Here is a 19,656-nt window from a genome sequence, read left to right as displayed (position 1 = left end):
ACTACTACGGGTAACAGCCAAGCCCTGTCAAGATAGGCCTTGAGCTCGCAGATAGGTAGGATCACTCAAGCCCAGCGCATGCCATGTGATCGGATTGGTATCTCACAGGGCGAGATCAAACGATGACCAGCTCGCCCGCCTGCTCGGCCAGCGCCGTCCTGGCCGTCTCGGGCAGGCCGCCGTCGGAGATCACCATGTCGGCCTCGCTCAGCCGGGCGATCGTGCTGATGCCCACGGTCCCCCACTTGGTGTGATCGGCCAGCACGACCAGACTGCTCGCGGCCTCGACCAGGGCGCGGTCGGTCTCGGCCTCCATCATGTTCGGCGTGGTGAAGCCGGCTCGCGTGGTCATCCCGTGCACGCCCAGGAACAGCACGTCCACGTTGAGCAGCCGGATCGCGGCCACCGCCACCGGGCCGACGAGCGCGTCCGAGGGCGTGCGTACGCCACCCGTCAGCACCACCGTCTGGTCCGGGCGGCCCCCGTGCTGGAAGACGTCGGCGATCCGCACCGAGTTGGTCACCACGGTCAGGCCGGGCAGGTTCACCAGCTGCTGGGCGAGCGTCCAGGTCGTGGTCCCGGCCGAGAGCGCCACGGCGGTGCCCGGCAGCACCAGCCCGGCCGCGCGGCGGGCGATGACCAGCTTCTCGTTCTCCTGCCGGACCGACTTGACGGCGAAGCCCGGCTCATCGGTCGAGCCGGCGCCGATGACGGTCGCGCCTCCGTGCACCTTGGCCAGCAGGCCCCGTTCGGCCAGCAGCTCGAGGTCGCGGCGGATCGTGATGTCCGAGACCCCGAACTCGCGCACCAGGTCGACCACCTTGACGGCGCCGTTCAGCCGTACGAGCTCCAGAATTGTCTGCTGTCGCTGGACGGCGAGCATCGCATCACCCAGTTCTCAACAGTTTCCGACATGCCATTCGGACGCATCATGACACGCCACCTGCGGAGTTCAAGGCCTCGTGCTCGGTTGTGATGGTTCAGGGGGGACGCCGACATCAAATCGTGCGTTGACAGCTGGATAAGTGTGCTCTTCTCTGAAGGAAATCGAGCGAATTCGGGGGAATGTGAGGGTCCGGGCAAGGAGGAACCACCATGGTCCAACGTCTGCCGATCTCCCGTCGCAACCTGTTACTCGGCGCGGCGGCCACCTTCGGCGTCCCCGCCATACTGGCGGGCTGCGGCTCCAGCGAGCCGACGGCCGCGCCGCCGGGTGGTAAGTCCGCCGGAAACCTGGGCACGATCACGCTCGGCTCCAACTACTCCGACGAGGTCCCGAAGAAGTCTCTCGCCTCGGTGATCAAGGGCTTCACCCAGGGCGAGGTGAAGATCAACACCGTGGACCACAACACGTTCCAGGAGAACATCAACCGCTACCTCAAGGGCACGCCGGACGACGTGTTCACCTGGTTCGCCGGTTACCGCATGCAGTTCTTCGCCGAGCAGGGGCTCGCGACGGACATCTCGGACGTGTGGCGGGAGATCGGGGGCGACTACACGCCCGCCATGAAGGCCGCCTCGACGGGGTCCGACGGCAAGCAGTACTTCGTGCCGTTCACCTACTACCCGTGGGCCGTCTTCTACCGCAAGAGCGTCTGGCAGGAGAAGGGCTACGAGGTGCCCAAGACGCTGGACGAGCTCACCGCGCTGGCCAAGAAGATGAAGACCGACGGGCTGATCCCGATCGCGTTCGCCGACAAGGACGGCTGGCCCGCGATGGGCACGTTCGACATCCTCAACATGCGGATGAACGGCTACGACTTCCACATCTCACTCATGGGCGGCAAGGAGTCGTGGACCGACCCCAAGGTCAAACAGGTCTTCGACACCTGGCGGGGCCTGATGGAGTATCACCAGCCCGCGGCGCTGGGGCGTACCTGGGAGGAGGCCGGGCAGTCGCTGCAGCAGAAGAAGACCGGCATGTACCTGCTCGGCATGTTCGTCGCCCAGCAGTTCCCGGAGAACGAACGTGACGACATCGACTTCTTCACCTTCCCCGAGATCAATCCGACCTACGGCACCGACTCCATCGACGCGCCCATCGACGGCTACATGATCTCGGCCAAGGCCAAGAACGTCGACGGCGCCAAGGCGCTGCTGAAGCACCTGGCCCAGGGCTCGTCGCAGAACATCGCCACCAAGCTGGACCCCGGCACGCTGGCCTCCAACTCCAAGGCCGACACCAGCGGCTACAGCTCGCTGCAGAAGCGCGGCGCCGAGCTGGTGTCCAAGGCGACGCACATCGCCCAGTTCCTCGACCGGGACACCCGGCCCGACTTCGCCTCCACCGTGATGATCCCGTCGCTGCAGACGTTCGTCGGCAAGCCGAACGAGATCGACCCCTTACTGGCGAGCATCGAGAAGCAGAAGGCCAACATCTTCCGCTGATGGCCACCAAGACCCGTCGCTACTCCGCCCGCGACGTGACCATCCTGGTCATCGGGCTGGGGGTGGCCATCATCGTCAACGTGGGCCTCATCTGGGGGCCCACGCTGGCCTCCATCGGGCTGTCGGGCACCAGCTGGAACGGCATCGGGCCGATGGAGTGGGTGGGCGGCCGGAACTACGCCGACCTGGTCAACGACTATCCGCCGTTCTGGTCGGCCATCCGCAACAACGTGCTCTGGCTCGGCTTCCTCGGCCTGGTCGCGACGCCGTTCGGGCTGTTCTGCGCGGTGCTGCTGGATCGGCGGCTGAAGCTGTCGCGGGTCTACCAGAGCGTCCTGTACACCCCGGTCGTGCTGTCGCTGGCCGTGGTGGGGTTCATCGCGCAGCTCGTGTACTCCTCCGACTACGGCGTGCTGAACGCGGTGACCGGGCTGAAGGTGGACTGGCTGGGCGACCGGTCGATCAACATCTGGGTGGTCATGGTGGCGGCGGCGTGGCGGCACGTCGGGTACGTCATGATCATCTATCTGGCGGGGCTCAAGGCGGTCGATCCCGCCCTGAAGGAGGCGGCCGCGATCGACGGGGCCAACGAGGCGCAGGCGTTCTTCCGGGTGGTGTTCCCGACGCTGCGACCGGTCAACGTGATCGTGCTGGTGATCACAGTGATCGAGGCGTTGCGCGCGTTCGACATCGTCTATGCCATCAACAAGGGCAGGAACGGCCTCGAACTGCTGTCGGTGCTGGTGACCGAGAACATCGTGGGCGAGGCGAGCCGGATCGGGTTCGGCTCGGCCATCGCGGTGATCCTGCTGGTGATCACGCTCGGGTTCATCGTGGTCTACCTCTCGCAGCTGTTCAAGGAGGACCGATGACGCTCACCGCGCCCGCCTCGACGCGCGAGCTCCAGGACCGGCGCCCGCCGGTGCGCCGCCCGGCGCGGCCCCTGCGGATCCTGCTGTACGCCTTCCTGAGCCTGGTGGCGCTGGGCTGGGTGCTGCCGCTCGCCCTGGCCGTCTACGCCTCGTTGCGGCCGTACGAGGAGACGTCGCGGCTGGGCTACTTCTCGCTGCCCGAACACCTGACGCTCGACTACTACGGGGAGGCGTGGAGCCAGGCCGACCTGCCGCGCTACTTCCTCAACACGCTGATCGTGGTGATCCCCGGCGTGCTGATCACGCTGTTCATGGCGTCGTTCACGGCGTTCGCGATCGCACGGCTGCGCATCCCCGGGCGCAAGGTGCTGCTGATCACCTTCACGGCGGGCAACCTGCTGCCGCCGCAGGTGCTGATCACCCCGCTCTACACCCTCTACACGCTGGTGCCGCTGCCGACGTGGCTGTCGGACTCCCAGTCGCTGTACGACTCCTACCTCGGGCTGATCCTGGTGCATGTGGCCTTCCAGTTCGGCTTCTGCGTGTTCGTCATGTCGAACTTCATGCGCACGATCCCGGAGGAGATCACCGAGGCGGCACTGGTCGACGGGGCCGGCGTGTGGCGCCGCTACTGGCAGCTCACCCTGCCGCTGTGCCGCCCGGTGCTGGCGGCGCTGGCCACGCTGGAGTTCACCTTCATGTACAACGACTTCCTGTGGGCGCTGGTGCTGATGTCCTCGGGCGACAAACTGCCCGTCACCTCGGCCCTGAACAACCTGCGCGGCCAGTTCTTCACCGACTACAACCTGCTGGCCGCCGGGTCGATGCTGGTGGCGCTGCCGACGCTGATCGTCTTCCAGATGCTGCACAAGCAGTTCGTCGCCGGGCTCACGCTGGGGGCCACCAAGGGCTAAAGGAGAGCGCTGAAGCGGGCGGCCACCAGGTCCCAGGCCCACTCGCCGACGACCCAGTCACGGCCGCGGGCGCCCATCTTGCGGGCGCGTTCGGGGTCGCCGAGCAGCTCGATGAGGGCTCCGGCCACCTCGTTCACGTCGGTGCCGTCGACGACGAGGCCGGTCTCGCCGTGCCGTACCGCGTCCGGGGCGCCACCGGACGCGCCCGCGACGACCGGCAGGCCGCTCGCCGACGCCTCCAGGAACACGATGCCCAGCCCCTCGACGTCGACGCCGCCCAGCCTGGTCCGGCACGGCATCGCGAACAGGTCCGCAGCGGCGTAGTAACCGGCCAGGCTCCCCGCCGGGACCGTGCCGGTGAACCGGACGGACTCGTGTCCCCGCGCCAGCTTCTTCAGCCGCTCGCGGTACGGCCCGCCGCCCACGAGCAGCAGCACCGCCTCCGGCACCGCTCGCAGCACCAGAGGCCAAGCCCTGATGAGCTGGTCCTGGCCCTTGCGCGGCACCAGTCTGGACACGCAGAGCACCACCGGCCGGCCGTCCAGCCCGAGCTCGGCCTTGACCGCGTCCGGATGGAACTGGCCGGCGTCCACGCCCGGCGCCAGCCGCACCAGCTTGGCCGCCGGGATCGCGGCGGCCAGCCGGGCGCGCGTGTACTCGCCGAGGTAGGTCACCACGTCGGCGTGCGCCCCGATCCTGCGCAGCACCGTCCGGAACACCGGCGCGCTCGCCCACGACGCCTCATGGCCGTGGGTGAGCATCACCACGCGCCGCGCGCCCGCCGCCCGTAACCCCGGCGCGAGCAGGCCCAGCGGGGCCGCCGCGCCGAACACCACCGTGTCCGCCCCCTCCTCGGCCAGCAGCCGGGCCGCCCGGCGGGCGACCGCCCGGGTCGGCAGCATCAGCGAGGTGGGATGCCGGACGATCCGGTACGGCTGGCGGCGGTCGAACTCCGCGCACCCCCGCCAGGCCGGAGCGTAGACGGCCACGCCGGGGGTGCGCAGGGCCAGCCCGTGCACGAATGACTGGATGCCACCCGGCCTGGGCGGGAAGTCGTTCGTGACGATGAGCACACCGGTCACGGCTGCGGCTGACCGTTCAGCGCGGCCCACTCCCGGGCCATGGCGATGCGCTCGGGAGCGGAGGGGTGCGAGGCATAGAGCGCGTATTCCACCGGATCCAGCGACAAGTCGGAAATATTGGTGATTGCCAGGCGCTTCTGCATCGAGAGGAACGTTCCCGGATCCTTCGTGAGGTTCAGGGCGTGGAGGTCGGCGCGCGCCTCGACGTGGCGGCTGATCACGTTCTGGGCCGGGCCCACGATGATCGTGGCCAGGCTCAGCAAGCCCATGATCACGCCCACCGCCCGCGGGTCGGCCGCCGACACGATGCCCGTGCGCCGCCGTACCACTTCCAGGAGCAGGTACAGCAGGATCACGCCGAACGCGGCGCCCAGCCCGCCCACCAGCGTGCCGGCGAGCACGTCCCCGTACTTGGCGTGGCCCAGCTCGTGCGCCACGACCAGCTCGACCTCGGACTGCGGGGCCCGGAGCAGCGTGTCGTACACGACGATCCGGCGCGTGGCGCCGAAGCCGGAGACGTAGGCGTTGAGCGCGTTCGTCCGGCGCGAGGCGTCGGCGATCAGCACGTCCTCGACCGGGACATGGGCGCGCTCGGCCAGCGTCATCAGGTTCACCCTGAGCGCGCCCTGCGGCATCGGGCGGAAGTCGTTGAACAGCGGCTCGAACACGACCGGATACACGAACGACGCCAGCAGGGTCAGCGCGAACGCCCCCACGGCGGCCGGAATCCACCAGCGCCGCACCTTCCTGGCCAGCGCCACCACGACCAGCAGCATGACCGACTGCAGCACCACACCCACGGCCAGCCCCTTGAGCCGGTCGATGGTCCAGCCGCCCCAGTCCTGCGTGGACAGGCCGTAGTCACGCAGCACCATCTCGTACCAGACGCCCAGCGGCCACCTGACCGCCTCCACGATCGCGGTCAGCACCGTGACCCCGAGCACCACCCGCACCCACCACGGCCCGCGCAACCCACCCAGCACCTTGGCCCCGAACGGCGTGAGCACCAGCAGCCCCGCGAACAGCACGGTCAGGCCGAGCGACAGGTACCCGGGGACACTGGTGGCGGCGTCGAACGCGGCGGCCCTGGCGATCTCGCCTGCGCTGAAGTCACGCGCGGCGTCCGGCGGCACGGTGGGGGTGCCCGGCGGCATCACCCGCCACGGCGTGGCGAACGCCGCCACGACCAGGATCACCAGCCCGAGCAGCACCAAGGCCCAACCGGTGCCGGCCCGCCCAGGCATATCGGGGGCGGCCGGCGCGGCATTCCCGCCAGGTGTGGCCTGCCCGGCTGCCGCGGCGTTCCCGCCGGGCGCGACTTGCCCCCCTGGCGCGGCGTTCCCGCCGGATGGGGCCTGCCCCCCTGGCGTGGCCTGCCCGACTGACGCGGAGCCCTCATCTGGTGCGGCCCGCCCGCCTGGTGCGGAGCTTCCGCCTGGCGCAGCCCAGCCACCCGGTGCGGAGCTCCCGCCCGGCACAGCCCAACCACCCGGTGCGGCCTGCCCGGTGTCCGGGGCGGTATCCGACCCCGCTGACACGGCATCCGCGCCGAACGGCGCGTCGTCTCCATCGGACCGCTCAGCCGACGCGGCGTCGTCACCAGGCCGCCCAGCCGACGCGGCGTCCTCACCGGGCCGTGAGCCTGGGGGTCTGGCGGCGAGGTCCGCGTCGTCGTCAGGTGGCAGGTCGTTGATGCCCTGCAAATCGTCCATCCGCGTTCCCCTTACGCAAGCTGGTCCCGCACGTAGTCGCGCCACCGTGCGGTCAACGTCCCCGCCGAGAGCCCGAGCCTGGCGAGCCCCCGGTCGACGCCACCCGTCTGGGCATCACGGTAGAGCCTCACCAGAGTCCCCTCACCGAACCGCTCGGCGATGAAGCGACACGCCAACCACGCCTCCTGGTACGCCCGTGCCAGCCCTACAGGGTCCCGGGAAGAGGGTGCGAATGCCTCAGGCCCCGGCAACCCACCCGGCAAGCGCCCGGCCCGCACCTCGGCGGCCAGCTCAGCGGCGGCGACCCGAACCGGCAGCCCCGCGTCCCGGTAGCCCACGTAGTCGGCGAACCCCTCATAAAGCCACACAGGCAGCCGCTCCGTCCCGGCCGCGACGTGGGTGAGCTCGTGTGTGAGTACGACGTCCCGCCCGGTCGGGGTCAGCCGGCCGAAGTACTCGGGCACCACGACGACCCGCCCGCCATCGGCCACCGCCGCCAGCCCGGCGACACTCCCCACCCCGGCCACCCGCGCGGCCTCGGCCGTCGAACCAGGCACGAGCACCACGGGCCGCACCGGCCGTCCGAGCACGGCGGAGACGCGCGTCCCGGCGGCGTCGGCCCTGCGCGCGAGGTCGCGGAGCAGTTCGGTGGCCGCGTGGTGCCCGACCACGACCGAACGCGCACCGCGTACGACGTCCGCCTCGTCACCCCAGAGGCCCCGCGCCTCCACCGGCAGCTCGCGATCACCAGGCGCCGTCACCGGCTGCTCAGGACTGCCAGACGGCAGGTCACGAACCTCCACAGATTGATCGCGACTCACAGACGGCGGGTCGCCATCCGTCGCACGTTGATCGCGACTGCCAGACAACAGATCGCCAAGCGTCGCACGTTGATCGCGACTATCGGACAACGGGTCGCCAAGCGTCACGCGTTGATCGCCGCCACCAAGCGGCAAGTCAAGAGCCGTCGCCGAGAGGTCAGCCGTCCCGGCGGCCCGGTGCGGGACGGCACTGGCCGAGGCGAGGGCCAGGAGCAGCACCCCCGCCACCACGACTCGGCGGCTCACCTGCACGGACACGCCCCGATCGTAGTCGCCCACCGCAGAAGACCGGCTCTCACGGGGAGTCCCCGGCACGCGTAAGGGACCCCGGCTGGGCAGACCGGCACACATGAGGGGACATCCCGGCCGGGCAGACCGGCACACAAGAGCGGACACCCCAGCCGGACGGACCCGCACACAAGAGCGGACACCCCAGCCGGACGGACCCGCACACAAGAGCGGACACCCCAGCCGGACGGACCCGCACACAAGAGCGGACACCCCAGCCGGACGGACCCGCACACAAGAGGGAACACCCCGGCAAGACGGACCGGTACCGGCCAAAGGCCCATCCGGCGAAGTGGACCAGGACGCGCGAAGGTCCCGTCCCCAGCGGGACGGGACCTTCGTGACGGTGTTACAGGCAGGTACGCACCGCCTTACAGACCGGGACGCACCGCGCCCACGAACGACGCCTTGCGCCATCCACTGAGCTTCTCGATGCGCACCGTCTGACCAGTTCGCGGCGAATGAATCATCTTGCCCTTGCCGACGAACATGCCAACGTGGCCGAGCCCATGGAAGAACAGCAGGTCGCCTGGCTTCAGGTTCTTCCAGGAGACCTTCTTCTTGATACGCGCGAACTGGCTGTTCGTCACGCGCGGGATCTTGACGCCGGCCTTCTTCCAGGCGTACTGGACGAGACCGGAGCAGTCGAAGGAACCAGGTCCTGTGGCCCCGTAACGGTACGGGTCACCGAGCTGGTCCTTGGCCACGGATACGGCAGTGCGGGCTTTCGCCTGTTGCCGAGCGACCGCCGTCTGGCGCACGGCCTTCTTCACGGACTTGACGGTCTGACCCGCCGAAGTGGTGGTCCGGGAAATGCTGGCCGGTTCGCGCGCCGTCGTCGCCTGCGCCGTCGGGGCATGGAGGACCACACCTCCGGCCGTCACGGTCATCGTGAGCGCTGCGCCACTCAGGGCAAGGCGGGACAGACGGGGGTTATGCGGGGAGGTAGACAGGATTTCTCCTTGGATCTTCCACGAACGCCTACCGGGTTAGCTGACGGATTCGGGCCTGGAAGTCGCCCTACGGCGCGATAAGCGCCGATTCACCCCTGATCCCTGAGGGGGGATCGCTGGGTCCCCGGCTCCGTGCTCCTGGCTGCACGGACTCGGCAGATCACCGCCGCCATTGATGACATTGGGAATGGCGGTGACCGAACGGTTTTTTATCTGTCCACATCGGAGACCCGATGGAGAGCCGCGACGCCATGGCTTGTTCGCCGCGAGGCCAGAAGCTACGCCCTCAGTAACGAACTGGCAAAGCCGTCATGGGGTTGTCAGGATCAGGCAGGAGGGTCAGTCAGGGTCGCAATCCCAGATGGAACAGCGGTTTATGTTACGCAAATGTGACCCTTGTCACACTTGACGAAACCCTGATCTGTCAGGTCCCATTCGTCACTTCTGCACCACTAATCCCGTTGACACCAGACCCCTCGACGATCTCCGGCCGGACGTCGCGGATCAGCAAGCATGCGAAAAGCACAACGGGCATGACCCGACCGCAGGTATCGTCGACGCGGGCCCTGCGCCGACACTCCGCCTCCCCTACGTGGCGCTCGCGCTGACGGCCCAAGGCGATGAGGCCGACCCGAAGACGGGCGTTCTCGTGGTCTGGGGTTACTCGCACGCCGAGAGGGCCAGGCACGCCACGCTAAAGGCCGGAAAACACCACGCTGAGTTCGCGACACACGCCGAGAACAACGACACCGACGTGGCATTTCTCACTTCTCGACACGACACCGGGTGCCGAAATCCACGGACCGGGGCCAAGAATGCGCACGTCACGGCGCCCAGCCGTCTCCACCGGAGAAGCGTGCCCCTGGACAGACCCCGGCCCCGCACGGCGGGCGGGGCCCACCGTGCTTGGCCGTACAAAAAACAACGCCCTTAAAAAACGACGCTACGGACGGATAGCCCCCACCAGCGTGCCACCGTACGAGGAGAGGGTGACGACTTTGACGACGTCGCCGGTCTGGGGCGCGTGCACGATCTGCCCGTTGCCCGCATAAATGCTGACATGTCCCAGCCCCGAGCTGAAGATGAGATCGCCCGGCTGCAGATCCTTCAGATCCACCTTCCGCGAGGACCCCCACGCCCACTGCTGCCAGGTGGTGCGAGGCAGGGACACGCCCCCCGCGCGCCACGACGCCTGTGTGAGCCCCGAGCAGTCCCACCCGCGCGGGCCAGTGCCGCCGAACACGTACGGCTTGCCCACCTGCGCGTACGCGAACCTGAGCACCGCGGCGGCGTTGCCGGAGGCCGCGCCCGTGTACTTGATGCCGGTGCTGTTCGGGTCGCCGGTCTTGTAGGCGCCGAGCTTCTCGAGCAGCTTCTTCTGCTGCGCGATGAGCTTGCGGACCTCCGAGCGCTCCTTCTCGACCCCGTCGCGCTCCTTGTCGGCCGCCTGCAGCGCCGTCTCGGCCTTGTCGCGCTCGTCCTTGAGGCCGCGGTTCTCCCGGTCGAAGGCGGCCAGCCGCGCCATCTTCTCCTGCGACAGCCGGTCCGCGAGCGCCAGGCTGCCCAGCATGCCCGTGGGGTCCGGCTGGCCGACCATCGTGGGCCAGGAGCGGGCGTCGGGGCCGAGCTTGTAGGTGTCGACGGCCATCGCGACCACCTGGGCGCGCAGCGTTGCGACCGTCTCCAGCTTGCGCTTGTAGCTCGCGTTCAGCTTCCCGTACTCGCCCTGGGCCGCCTTGTACTTCTCGGTCGCCGTGTTGTAGCGGTCGACGACCTTGTCGGCCTTGTCGTTCAACTTCTTCAGCTTGGCTTTCGCCTGCTTGATCGTGGGCTTCGGCGCGGCGAGTGCCTCGCTCGTTGGGGACAGCAGCAGCCCGATCGCGAGACCCGCAGCCAGTGGCACCCGGCCAAACCTCACAGTGTCGCCTCCCAGGGAATACATCTGGGGCGAAATGGTACAGAAGTGGCGGGTGAGCTTTGAACTGAACGGCCGATTCGTAATCTAGGCGCGGCCCAGCCTGCGCAGCAGCAGACCTGACGGAACCGGTCTGGCTCCCATGCGGCGGACGGACTCGGCCACCTCGCGATCGGAGGAGACCACCGCCATGGCCCGGCCGGGCGGCTCGGCCCGGACGAGCTGGCGGATCAGGTCGTCGGCGATCTCGCCGGGCGCGCTGAACAGCACCCGCACGCCGCGCGGCGCCACCACCTGGACGGGCGCGTTGAGCTCGGCGCCGTCGAAGACCACGGTCACCTCGACCCTGGTCTGCGCGACCAGCCCGCCGAGGCCGGTCATCAGCCGGGTGCGCTGATCGGCCAGGGTCAGCGTGCCGTAGCCGGTCTTGGTCACGTTGTAGCCGTCGATGATCAGGTGCACCTGCGGCAGCGCGAGCAACTGGTCGAGCAGCTGCGGATCGTCGTCGGCCAGGGCGCGCGCGGGCACGCCTCTGACGCCCGGGCGCTCGCCCGTGAGCGCGGCGACCGAGTCGGCGGGCCTGCTGATCATGGTGGGCAGGGCCAGCTCCCTGCGCAGCCCGGCGGAGGCGTCCTGGAGCGCGTCGAGCAGCACTCTGACGCGGGCGTCCTCGATGCTCCTGCCCTCGCGCGCGGCCCGGCGCGAGGCTTCGAGCTGTTTCTCCACGTCGGCCAGCCGCTCACGGAGCCTGCGCAGCTCCGACTCGCCCGCGCTGCCCGCCGCCGAGGCGGCGGACTTGGCGTCGTCGGCCGCGTGCTCCATCTCCTCCGCGCGGCGCACAGCGGCCTTGCTCCGCTCGCGGGCGTCGTGGAGCTTGCGGCGCAGGTCGGAGTTCTCGGCGCGGGCCAGCCTGAGCTGCTCGCGCAGCCGGTCGGACTCCTCCTTGGCGGCGCTCTTCTGGGCGGCGAGCTGCTCCCGCAGCCGGTTGACCGCCTCTTCACGCTCGGAGCCCTCGGCCGCGACCGCCGACTGCTCCAGGTCGGCCCGGGCGGCCTCGACCATCTCCGCCCAGCCGACCGGGCGCGTCAGGTAGGCCGCGGCGGCCACCAGCACGGGGTCGGCGGCGGGCGGCACGTTGCCCTCGACCAGCGAGGCGACGAGCTCGGGCCAGCCGGCGGCCACCGACTCGGCGACCACCTCGCGGAACTCCTTGTCGTTCTCCAATTGCGCGGCGATGGGCGCGCTGCCCAGTTTGGCGCGCTTGCGCGGGTCGAATTTGGCGATCCCGCGCAGCGGCGGCGGAATCGTGGCAGCGGGCATGGACCCGAGAACCTGTGCCGCCAGATCGACGACGTTGAGTCTCACCTGCTCGGGAAGCGGGCGAGACAGGCCTTCACCCGCTGAACTCATCCCACGGTCCCTTCGTGACATGCCCTTTCAGACAAGGGTACGGCTGTCGTGTACCTGACCGTAACGGTAGGTCGCATATGGACAAGCGCTTGCTAGGGGTATACGACTGTGCCGGGGCCCGCGTTCACCCCGTGTTCACCCTGGAGGCCGACCATGACGGACCAGATGCGTACCTCCACCCGTGACCTGGATGAACTGCGTGATCGGGTGGGTGCCTGGCTCAGCGGACGCGTCGAACGGCCGGTGACGGTCTCCGAACTTTCGCGGCCTACGGGAAACGGCATGTCGAGCGAGACCCTCTTCTTCACCGCGTCGTGGTCCGGCGAGCGTACCCGGTGCGTGGCCAGGATGGCGCCCGCCCAGGAGGCCGTACCGGTTTTCCCTTCGTACGATTTGCGGACCCAGTTCGAGATCATGCGTTCTGCCAGGGAAAAAGCTGGAATCCCAGCACCGAGGGCCCTGTGGTTCGAGCCCGACCCCGGCCCACTGGGCACCCCGTTTTTCGTGATGGAACGGGAGGATGGGGACGTACCACCCGACGTCCTGCCGTACACCTTCGAGGGCTGGCTGCTCGACGCGGCGCCGCCCGATCGACGACGGCTGCAGGACGCGACGGTGGCGATCCTGGCGGCGCTGCACGACGCGCCGTTCACCGCGCATGACCTGGCCGTGCTTCCCGAGGGCGGGCTGCGCCGCCACGTGGACGAGCAGTACGCCTATTACGAGTGGGCGCACGGCACCACGCGCATCCCGCTGCTGGAGCGGGGCTTCGACTGGCTGGAGGCGCACTGGCCGGCCGACCCGGGGCCCGACGTGCTCTGCTGGGGCGACGCCCGCATCGGGAACGTGATGTATCGCGACTTCACGCCGGTGGCGGTGTTCGACTGGGAGATGGCGGCGGTGGGGCCGCGCGAGCTCGATCTGGGGTGGATGATCTTCCTGCACCGTTTCTTCCAGGACCTCACGGAGTCCGTGGGTATGCCCGGAATTCCGGACTTCATGCGACGCGCCGACGTTTGCGGGAAATATCGGGAGCTGACGGGTTATCGGGCGCGGGACATGGAGTTCTACGAGATGTACGCGGCGCTGCGGCACGGCGCCATCATGGCCAGGGTGTGGCAGCGCCGGATCCACTTCGGCGAGCAGCCCAGGCCGGACGACCCCGACGACCTGGTGCTGCACCGGGCCACGATCGAGCGGATGCTCAAAGGCTGGCGTCGTACACCATGAGCGCGATCTGCACCCGGTTGTTCAGGTCCAGCTTGGTGAGGATCCGCGAGACGTGCGCCTTGACCGTGGCCACGCTCATGTAGAGCTCGCCGCCGATGGCGGCGTTCGACTTGCCCTGGCCGACGGCCAGCGCCACCTCCCGCTCACGCTCGCTGAGCCGGTCGAGCAGCCCGCGGGCCCGGTCCGTACGCCGGTCCGCGCCGCCGTCGGAGACGTGCGCGATGAGCTGGCGGGTCACGGCGGGCGACAGGATCGGCTCGCCCGCCGCCACCTTCCTGATCGCCTCGACCAGCTCGCGCGGCGGGATGTCCTTGAGCAGGAAGCCCGCCGCTCCCGCCCGCAGCGCCCGCACCACCTGGGCGTCGGCGTGGAAGGTGGTCAGCACCACCACCTCGGGCGGCGACTTGGCCGTACGCAGGGTCTCGGTCGCGGTGAGCCCGTCGACGTCGGGCATCCGGATGTCCATCAGCACCACGTCGGGCCGGTGCTCGGCGACCAGCGGCGGCACCTCGGAGCCGTCGCCCGCCTCGGCCACGATCCGGATGTCGCCGGTCCCGCCCAGGATCATCGACAGCCCGGCGCGCACCAGGGCGTCGTCGTCGACGATCAGTACGCGGATCGGCGCGGTCATGTGTCCTCCCGGGAAGTCTCCACCGGCCACGGTAACCAGGCACGCACCAGGAAGTCGCCCTCCCGGGTCGCGCCGTGTTCGAGTCGCCCGCCCGCGAGCTGGGCCCGTTCGGTCAGGCCGATGAGCCCGGCTCCGGCTCCGGGGATGCGGGTGATCTGCCGTACCCGGAGCGGGTTGCGGACCTCCGTCGTCAGGCCCGTGCCCGGACCGCCGGCGACGGTGACCGTCACCGGAGCGCCGCTCGCGTGCTTGCGCGCGTTCGTGAGCGCCTCCTGGACGATGCGGTAGACGTTGCGCCCCAGCCCCTCCGGCGCGTCCCCGGCGTCCAGGGCGAGGTCCACCTCCATGCCCGCCTCGTGGCACTCCTCGATCAGCGGGTGCAGGTCGGCCAGCGTGGGCTGCGGCCGGTCGGGGACGGGGTCGCCGGCCGGGGGCGCCGAGTGGCGCAGCACGCCGATCACCTCGCGCAGGTCCTGCAGCGCGTGGTGGGCGCTGTTCCTGATCGCCCCGGCGGCCCTGGCGATCTCCTCGGCGGGCGCGTCGGGCCGGAACTCCAGCGCGCCCGCGTGCAGGCTGAGCATGGAGATGCGGTGCGCGAGCACGTCGTGCATCTCCCTGGCGATCCGCTCGCGTTCGAGCCGCTTGGCCTCCTCCGCCGCGATGTCGGCGCGCTGCCTGAGCGACCAGACGAGCTGCCGCCTGGCCCGGACCACGATGCCCCAGGCGAACACCGTCAGCCCGATGGCCACCCCGATGATGGCCACCCCCAGCACGCCCAGCTCCGCGTCGGGCCTGAGGAAGGAGAACGGGATCAGCGTCAGGAAGCCGAGCAGCAGGATCGGGCCGGAGATCTTGAACGGGCGGTGCACCGCCACGGTGAACAGGGCGACGGCCGCGGCCCCGCCCACCATCGTCAGGTACACCGACAGCACCGACGTCACCAGCGCCAGGGCGACCGGCCACCTGCGGCGCAGCCACACCGCCGCGCACGACAGCGCGCCGACCACCTGCTCGATCACCACCACGGGCGCCGGCTGACCCTCCAGGTCCGGCAGGGTCAGCAGGGCCAGCCCGCAGGCGGCCAGGAACATCAGGACGTCGACGATCCAGTCCCGGGTCGAGCGCCGCACCGGACGCCGCTCGTCGCCGTCCCCCAGCAGGACCGAGGGCAGCAGCCAGCGGTATTCCGTCACGTTCCCCGAGGTTAGGCCCTTCCCCCGGCCGGGGAACAGCGACCAAAGTCGATACCCGCCGAGACCTACGGCCGACGCGCCGGAGCCTCCGCGCACGGAACGCTGGGTGACATGAAGGCGATACTCGACGTGGCGGGCTGGCTGCTGGTGGTGCAAGGCGTCGGCGGCGTGGTCAACACCCTGCTGGGCTGGTGGCGCTGGGCCCACGACCTGCTGCTGGTCAACCACCTGCCGTTCCTCCAAGGCCGCGAGATCTTCGCTTCCATCGTCATCGGCGTCCTCGGGCTGGCGCTGCTGTCGGCCTCGGCGTCGATGAGCGGGAAGGCGGACCGGACATGAGCACGACACTGCGTCCGCCGCGCAACCAGGCGGACCGGCGGGCGATCTCCTGGTGGACGGTTCAGGCGATGCTCCTGGCCGGGCCGGTGGCCGCCGCCGCGGTGGCGGCCTACTGGCTGTTCACCGGCCGGCCCGCCTGGCTGGGGGTGGTGACGGCCGTGTTCGCCGTGGGCTGCCTGGTGCTGGCGGTGGCCGCGCCGCGCGCGTACTACCGGGTGGAGCGCTGGGAGGTCACCGGCGAGGCCGTCTACACACGGAAGGGCTGGCTGACCCACACCTGGCGGGTCGCGCCGATGTCGCGCATCCAGACGGTCGACACCGCGCGGGGGCCGGTGCAGCGACTGTTCGGGCTGGCCGACGTCACGGTGACCACGGCCTCGGCCGCGGGCGCGATCAAGATCGAGGCGCTGGACCATGAGCTGGCCGCCGAGTTGGCGGAGCGGCTCACCGCGATCACCCAGGCGACGCCGGGTGATGCGACGTGAGCTGGCGCAAGCTCTCCTCGCGGAGTCTGGGCGCGTCGTCGGTCCTGTCCCTGGCGATCGTGGCGCCCGTGGTGACCGTCCTGGCCCGTACGCTGATCGGGCTCGACTGGTCGCCCGGCGCGACGGTCGCGGCGGGCGGGGGCGCCGCGGCGCTGATCGTGGCCGGCGTGCTGGCGTACGACGTCGCGCGGCTCCGCTCGACCCGGTGGCGGCTCACCGCGGAGCGCCTGGAGCTGCGCTCGGGCATCGCCGTACGCCAGCACCGCTCGATCCCGCGCGACCGCGTGCGCAGCGTCGACCTCAGGGCGGATCCGGTACGGCGGGTGTTCGGGCTGACCGTCGTCAAGGTCGGCACCGGAGAGCACGCGGGCGAGGGGACCGAGCTCACCCTGGACCCGCTGCCCAGGCAGGAGGCCGAGGCGCTGCGCCGCACCCTGCTGCGGACCGGCGCGGTCCCGCTCGGGGACGGCGGCGCGGTGGCGGAGCTGCGGTGGGCCTGGATCAGGTACGCGCCGCTGACGGTGTGGTCGTTCGCGGGCGGCGCGCTGGTGCTGGGAGCGCTTTACAAGCTGCTCGACGCGTTCGGCGTGAACCTGTTCACCACCGGGACGGCCTCGGACGCCTGGGGCTGGGTCACCGGGCGGCCGTGGTCGGCGGTGCCGCTGCTCGTGGCGGTCAACGTGGTGGTCGGGGTGGCGGGCGCGATGCTGCTGTTCGCCGAGTCGTGGGGGCGCTACCGGCTGGAGCGCGAGCCTGGCCGGCTCCGGCTGCGCAGAGGGCTGCTGACCAGCCGGTCGCTGACGCTGGAGGAGCGGCGGCTGCGCGGCGTGGAGCTCAGCGAGCCGCTGCTGTTGCGGCTGGGCGGCGGAGCGCGGGTCAAGGCCGTCGCCACCGGGCTGGGCAAGGCCGCGGAGAACGAGACGGAGGACGTGGCCGCGCTCACCCCACCGCTCCCCCGCGCGCTGGCCGAGCAGATCGCCGAACGCGTCGCGAACCTGGGCCGGTCCGACGCGGCGACGCCCGAGACTGAACCGTGGCGGTCCACCGCGGACCCATGGCAGGCCGCAGCGGCGGCGGGTCCGTGGCGGGCCGGGCTGGTGGCGCATCCGGCGGCGGCCGGGCGCCGGCGCGTCGTTCGCGCGCTCGCCACCGTCGCGGCGCTGGCGGCTCTGGCCGGGCTGCCGCCGCTCCTGTGGACGTGGCCGGGCGGCTGGATCTGGCCCGCGGCCGTGCTCGCGATCGGGTTCCCGGCCGGCCTGTGGCTGGCCGCCGACGCCTACCGGGGACTCGGCCACGCGCTCGGCCCGCGCCATCTGGTCACCAGGAAGGGCTCGGCCGTGCGGCGTACGGTCGCGCTCGACCGGAGCGGCATCGTCGGCTGGACGATCGAGCAGTCGTTCTTCCAGCGCCGCGCCGGCCTGCTCACGCTCTCGGCGACGACGGCGGCGGGCGAGGGGCACTACGACGTGGTCGACGTCGGCACGGGCGACGGGCTCGACCTGGCGGCGCGGGCCGTGCCCGGCCTGCTGGAGCCCTTCCTCGCCCGAGGACAACAGTGAGCCGCGGATCTCCCCCGGCTTGCCCATGCCCCTGTCTTGGACAAGCGAGACCACGCGGCTCATTTGCTGTTCGGGGTCAACATTATTTGCCGTACTTGCAGGCCACTTGCAGCCTTGTTGAGGGTTGTCGTCAACATCGTGCCTGGTGAACGAGGTACCGGCCCCAAGGAGCTGAGCGGCCCCCAGACGTCCGGCGCGGCGCCGTCCATCCCAGTGACCGCGACCGGCCTCGCCGCCCGCGACAGAGGCCACTGGACGCCCGGACGGGCGGTCAGCTGCCGATCGGCTTCTTGGCCAGCTCGGCCAGATACGTCTTGGCCAGGGAGAGTGCGCCGTCGCGGGCTTCCTTGTCGGCCATCATCTTGACCTTGGGCGAGTTGGCGGGCTCGTCCTTGGGCCGCTCGGCGCCCGAGTAGTCGACCACGATCACCGTCGCCCCCTGCCGCAGCAGCACCGTGCCCGTGGCGGCGTGCGTGTCGCCGTGCCTGAGCTGCGCGTACTGGCTGAAGGCCGCCTCACCCAATCCCTTGACCTCGGACAGCTTGCTCCAGGTGATGCCGCCTATGGAGGAGTCCGCGGTGCTGCCGCGGCTGCCGCGCTGGCCCGTGTAGAAGGCGCGGGCGGCGGGCGCGTCCTCGGCGCCGGCGCGGTTGGTGAAGCGGTGTGTGGTGATCAGCGCGCTGCGGATCCGCTTGACGTCGTCGCCCACGGGGATGTCCATGTTCAGCCACCGGCACTCGGTCTGCGCGTCGCCGCCCGCCTCGGTGCCGCGGGCCCGCGGCGTGGGCGAGGGGACCAGGCGGGTGGCCAGTTCGGTCACGCCCTGGCAGGCGGCCGGGAAGACGGCCAGGACGGTGGGCGAGGGCGTCGCCTCGGGCTTGGGCGTGGTGGTGACCGCGGCCTTGTCCGGCTGGGCCAGCACGTTCGGGTGCTGCGCCTTCCACGCGGCGATGCCCTTGGCGATGTGCCCGAGCACGCCGCTGGCCTCGCGGATCGCGTTGGCCTCCGTGACCGACTGGGTGGTCGCGTTGCTGAGGATCTGCGAGTCCTTGCGCTGCTGGTCGGCCTGGTACTTGACCTTGATCGTCATGTCGTCGACGCGGGCGTGGGCCTCGCCGAAGGAGTACCAGAGCAGCTTGCCGGAACGGCGCCAGGTGTACTGGGCGAACGCGGCGTCACCGATGCCCGGCACGTCCTTGATCGGGGAGATGTACTCCTTCTCCCCCTTCTTCGGGGTGGGCTTGGCCGTCTCGTTGTACTTGCCGCTGCCGTAGTCGATGTCGTAGGTGTTCTGGGCCATGGTCCGGCCGGTCTTGGCGCCGTCGCCGCGGTGCTGCTCAACGCGTACGTCGACCTCCCGGCTGCGCCAGTATTCGCCGAACGAGATGCGGCGGTTGATCCAGTTGCAGGTGAAGTTGAGCGTGTACTCGGAGTCCCGGGAGTCCTTGGCCACCGTCGCCTGCGGCACGAGGCGCTCGGCCTCGCTCTTGGGCAGCATCGAGCACACGTCGAGCGCCGCGGCCGTCGCGGCCGTCGCGGACGCGGGCGGCTTGACCGGCTTGGTCCCCGTCGACGGCGTGGAGCCGGAGACCTCCCCGTACACCAGGTAAGCGCCCGCGCCGCCCGCGATCAGCACGACCACGGTGACGGCCACCACCGGCAGGATCCATGACCTGCGCGGCGGGGGCGGCGGCGGCCCGGACGGGCCCGGTGGCATGGTCGGCTGCTCGAACTGCCTGCCCGGGATCCGATAGGGGTTGGTCGGCGGCTCGAACGCGCTACCGGGTTGCACGAGGGACTCCTGAGGTTGCCCTGACTTAGGGGGAAACATGCTAGTCACACCGCTTGCAAGACACTTGCAAGG

General features: G+C 70.2%; 17 protein-coding genes and 1 riboswitch. Of the genes, 7 read left to right on the top strand and 10 right to left on the bottom strand.

The annotated features are described in order from the left end of the window. Positions 1-115: 115 nt before the first annotated feature. Positions 116-883, bottom strand: a complete 768-nt coding sequence (locus KME78_RS30235; protein ID WP_219532790.1) for a DeoR/GlpR family DNA-binding transcription regulator — start codon at positions 881-883, stop codon at positions 116-118. A gap of 212 nt (positions 884-1,095) precedes the next feature. Between KME78_RS30235 and KME78_RS30230 the strand changes: the two genes are divergently transcribed. From KME78_RS30230 to KME78_RS30220, 3 genes are read left to right on the top strand one after another with little or no spacing between them, the layout of a single operon-like run. Continuing rightward, positions 1,096-2,388, top strand: a complete 1,293-nt coding sequence (locus KME78_RS30230) for an ABC transporter substrate-binding protein (protein ID WP_246652081.1) — start codon at positions 1,096-1,098, stop codon at positions 2,386-2,388. Next, positions 2,388-3,260, top strand: coding sequence for a carbohydrate ABC transporter permease (locus KME78_RS30225; RefSeq protein WP_219532789.1), 873 nt, complete (start codon positions 2,388-2,390; stop codon positions 3,258-3,260). Before KME78_RS30230 ends, KME78_RS30225 begins: the two co-directional genes overlap by 1 nt. Continuing rightward, positions 3,257-4,174, top strand: a complete 918-nt coding sequence (locus KME78_RS30220; protein WP_219532788.1) for a carbohydrate ABC transporter permease — start codon at positions 3,257-3,259, stop codon at positions 4,172-4,174. The genes KME78_RS30225 and KME78_RS30220 overlap by 4 nt, the downstream gene beginning before the upstream one ends. Here the strand turns inward: KME78_RS30220 and KME78_RS30215 are convergent. The 6 genes from KME78_RS30215 to KME78_RS30190 all read right to left on the bottom strand — a co-directional run bounded on the left by KME78_RS30215 (position 4,171) and on the right by KME78_RS30190 (position 12,355). Continuing rightward, positions 4,171-5,256, bottom strand: coding sequence for a glycosyltransferase family 4 protein (locus KME78_RS30215; protein ID WP_219532787.1), 1,086 nt, complete (start codon positions 5,254-5,256; stop codon positions 4,171-4,173). The two genes, KME78_RS30220 and KME78_RS30215, sit on opposite strands and share 4 nt — an antisense overlap. Next, positions 5,253-6,467, bottom strand: coding sequence for a M48 family metallopeptidase (locus tag KME78_RS30210; RefSeq protein WP_308127200.1), 1,215 nt, complete (start codon positions 6,465-6,467; stop codon positions 5,253-5,255). Before KME78_RS30210 ends, KME78_RS30215 begins: the two co-directional genes overlap by 4 nt. A gap of 512 nt (positions 6,468-6,979) precedes the next feature. Continuing rightward, positions 6,980-7,771 carry a basic secretory family protein gene (locus tag KME78_RS30205; RefSeq protein ID WP_219532785.1) on the bottom strand — a complete coding sequence of 264 codons (792 nt, stop codon included), beginning with the start codon at positions 7,769-7,771 and terminating at the stop codon, positions 6,980-6,982. Between the two features lie 677 nt (positions 7,772-8,448). Next, the gene (locus KME78_RS30200) at positions 8,449-8,967 is read right to left on the bottom strand and encodes a C40 family peptidase (RefSeq protein WP_219532784.1); all 519 of its coding nucleotides are present in this window, start codon (positions 8,965-8,967) and stop codon (positions 8,449-8,451) included. Positions 8,968-9,040: 73 nt separating this feature from the next. Then, positions 9,041-9,198: riboswitch (cyclic di-AMP (ydaO/yuaA leader) on the bottom strand. A gap of 775 nt (positions 9,199-9,973) precedes the next feature. Continuing rightward, on the bottom strand, positions 9,974-10,933 hold the full coding sequence (locus KME78_RS30195; RefSeq protein WP_219532783.1) for a C40 family peptidase: 960 nt from the start codon (positions 10,931-10,933) through the stop codon (positions 9,974-9,976). A 99-nt stretch (positions 10,934-11,032) separates the two neighbouring features. Next, a complete protein-coding gene (locus KME78_RS30190) occupies positions 11,033-12,355 on the bottom strand; it encodes an NYN domain-containing protein (protein WP_214637816.1) in 1,323 nt (440 codons plus the stop codon). Positions 12,356-12,508: 153 nt separating this feature from the next. Between KME78_RS30190 and KME78_RS30185 the strand changes: the two genes are divergently transcribed. After that, positions 12,509-13,585: a phosphotransferase family protein gene (locus KME78_RS30185; protein ID WP_219532782.1), complete on the top strand. Its 1,077-nt coding sequence runs from the start codon at positions 12,509-12,511 to the stop codon at positions 13,583-13,585. On the opposite strand, the gene KME78_RS30180 is transcribed toward KME78_RS30185, so the two are convergent. Both KME78_RS30180 and KME78_RS30175 read right to left on the bottom strand, forming a co-directional pair. Beyond that, complete coding sequence (locus tag KME78_RS30180) at positions 13,560-14,216, bottom strand: response regulator (RefSeq protein WP_219532781.1); 657 nt, start codon at positions 14,214-14,216, stop codon at positions 13,560-13,562. The two genes, KME78_RS30185 and KME78_RS30180, sit on opposite strands and share 26 nt — an antisense overlap. Continuing rightward, positions 14,213-15,409 (bottom strand): sensor histidine kinase, encoded by a 1,197-nt coding sequence (locus tag KME78_RS30175; protein WP_308127189.1) that lies wholly within the window; start codon positions 15,407-15,409, stop codon positions 14,213-14,215. The genes KME78_RS30180 and KME78_RS30175 overlap by 4 nt, the downstream gene beginning before the upstream one ends. A gap of 111 nt (positions 15,410-15,520) precedes the next feature. On the opposite strand from KME78_RS30175, the gene KME78_RS30170 reads away from it, so the two are divergent. The 3 genes from KME78_RS30170 to KME78_RS30160 are packed head-to-tail and all read left to right on the top strand — an operon-like array spanning position 15,521 to position 17,792. Beyond that, positions 15,521-15,748: a hypothetical protein gene (locus tag KME78_RS30170; RefSeq protein WP_219532780.1), complete on the top strand. Its 228-nt coding sequence runs from the start codon at positions 15,521-15,523 to the stop codon at positions 15,746-15,748. Then, positions 15,745-16,233 (top strand): PH domain-containing protein, encoded by a 489-nt coding sequence (locus tag KME78_RS30165; protein WP_219532779.1) that lies wholly within the window; start codon positions 15,745-15,747, stop codon positions 16,231-16,233. The genes KME78_RS30170 and KME78_RS30165 overlap by 4 nt, the downstream gene beginning before the upstream one ends. Beyond that, positions 16,230-17,792: a PH domain-containing protein gene (locus KME78_RS30160; protein ID WP_219532778.1), complete on the top strand. Its 1,563-nt coding sequence runs from the start codon at positions 16,230-16,232 to the stop codon at positions 17,790-17,792. Before KME78_RS30165 ends, KME78_RS30160 begins: the two co-directional genes overlap by 4 nt. 271 nt (positions 17,793-18,063) lie before the next feature. Here KME78_RS30160 and KME78_RS30155 read toward each other — a convergent pair whose 3' ends face one another. Continuing rightward, positions 18,064-19,584, bottom strand: a complete 1,521-nt coding sequence (locus tag KME78_RS30155; protein ID WP_219532777.1) for a hypothetical protein — start codon at positions 19,582-19,584, stop codon at positions 18,064-18,066. Positions 19,585-19,656 lie beyond the last annotated feature (72 nt).

The organism is Nonomuraea guangzhouensis (assembly GCF_019396345.1).
GTDB lineage: Bacteria > Actinomycetota > Actinomycetes > Streptosporangiales > Streptosporangiaceae > Nonomuraea > Nonomuraea guangzhouensis.
The sequence above is the reverse complement of the archived record's forward strand: the minus strand, read 5'-3'. Positions and strand labels throughout refer to the sequence as shown.